Origin of the sequence: Catenibacterium sp. (assembly GCF_052354645.1) — a bacterium.
GTDB lineage: Bacteria > Bacillota_I > Bacilli_A > Erysipelotrichales > Coprobacillaceae > Catenibacterium > Catenibacterium mitsuoka_A.
The window spans coordinates 1-2,006 of the sequence record NZ_DAWDDM010000332.1 but is presented as its reverse complement, the minus strand read 5'-3'; the positions used below and the strand labels follow the sequence as shown (position 1 = coordinate 2,006).

At 28.5% G+C, this 2,006-nt stretch carries 2 protein-coding genes; both read right to left on the bottom strand.

The features are described 5' to 3' along the window. Nucleotides 1–328: 328 nt before the first annotated feature. Entirely contained in the window at nt 329–1,237 is a 909-nt protein-coding gene (locus tag ACT8VG_RS10670; protein ID WP_444195858.1) for a nucleotidyltransferase family protein, read from the bottom strand. A gap of 100 nt (nt 1,238–1,337) precedes the next feature. Then, nucleotides 1,338–1,895: an acyltransferase family protein gene (locus tag ACT8VG_RS10665; protein ID WP_444195859.1), complete on the bottom strand. Its 558-nt coding sequence runs from the start codon at nt 1,893–1,895 to the stop codon at nt 1,338–1,340. Between the last annotated feature and the right edge of the window lie 111 nt (nt 1,896–2,006).

Sequence of the window (2,006 nt, the reverse complement as noted above, 5' to 3'; positions counted from 1 at the left end):
AAACTACTTTCATTTAAAATATTGGTCAGATACGATGATTATCTACAACCTTAATTTTACTGGAAAAGAGCATGTATGATATAATTGGTCAACCTAATCGGAATGATTGGTCAAATATATCGAGATTATTGGTCAACTACACCATAATAATCATATTAAATATGGTGGATTTGTTTAACGGATTCACTGGCCTTTTCTAGCGTAACGTATGGACTTATGTTACTGTATAGAGTGGCGTTGCCGCTCCGTAATTATCAGTCAGCTACTTCATAATAAATAGATAACTGCTTCAGTAGTATTTTAGTATTTGTCTATATATCTCATCTTGTTATAATGAAATATCATTAAATAATTCTCCAGAATAGAACTCGTTCTCCAACATCTCTCTAAATCTTTCTTTCACTGTAATAACATCTTCTTTATATGTCATTCCATACCAAGTATCATTAGTACGTAGTACCTTTACATTCATTTTTCCCTGTTCTATTAATTGACCAATAAATACTGGTATTAAGTATTCTGATTTAAGTGGATCTTGTGATACTTCCTTTTCAAAGAAATCTTCAAATCCTTCTTCTAGTACATCTAGGAAATCAGGTGTCAATCCCCACATATTCATAGATACTAAAGAATCAATATCTAATACTTGATCATCAGCAATTGCACCATTTTCTGTTTTAATGATATTCTTTGTTTCAATAATCTCTGTTAGACTATTATCACTATCCATCTTACAGATACCTCTAGTTACACTACCATTATCTGATAATGTATTCTTTAGTACAAAGCCTGCCATACATGATTTACCGCCATTCACTAAGAATTCATGTACTGCTTTAAAAGCTTCCTTACCGTAGTAATCATCTGCATTAATTACTACAAATGGTGAATCAATAATATTCTTTGCAGCAAGTACTGCCTGTCCTGTTCCCCATGGCTTAGTTCTACCTTGTGGTAAAGTACCAGGAATATCATTTGTATCCTGAAAAGCATAATCTACAGTAACATTATACTTAGCACATATATCAGTGATTCTGTTGCCAATAACCATCTTAAATTCATCTTCTATATCCTTACGGATAATAAATATTACTTCATTAAAACCTGCTTCTATTGCATCATGTATAGAATAATCCATAATAATATGATTATTACTATCTACAGGTTCTAATTGTTTGATACCTTCTCCAAAACGACTACCTATACCAGCAGCCATAATAAGTAATGTTGTTTTCATATTTTTTCCCTTCTTACAATATCCACTTTTTCTTAAAATTTTTTACTTAGTCAAATCATATATGACTTCTCGCAAATTCAGATATTATCTAATTTAATATCTAGCTCTTTTCTCCTATTAAAATTCTAGTAAATTTCCATTTAAATAATAACTTACTAATCAAATAAGATAAGCATACTGAAATCACAAAACAAAATATTGATAGTACATATATATTCAATTTTCCATTCAATAACGCAATAACAACATATATAATTTGTTCATGAAATAAATATATAGGCATACTGTATTTGGCTAATTTTATTGTGATTTCATTATTAAATGAAGTATTTGCTAAACTTTGTAGAACAAAAAATGCAGATACCCCACCAACTAAATGAAAAATACATTGGAGTCCATATGAATAGATTTTATAAAAAGCAGAAACATTACCGACATTATACGTAAACATATAAATAGAAAACAAAATAAAATAAGAGCCTATAAAAAACAAAGAAAATAATTTACTATTATTGCATATTTTTTCAATTTTAAACTTTCTTATAAGAAAACCACATCCAAAAAATAAAACATAAGTACATGCAGTCCATATCATATAATAATTCGAACATATATTACTTCCAAATAATCCTACCAAATAAAAACAACACATTATAATAAATCCATAAAAAGAAAGTTGATCAACAAAATGAGCTAATGGTCAAAAAATTATAAAAACCCTAAATAACATTAACAAAAACCATAGTTGACTGGGAGTAGTACCTAATAA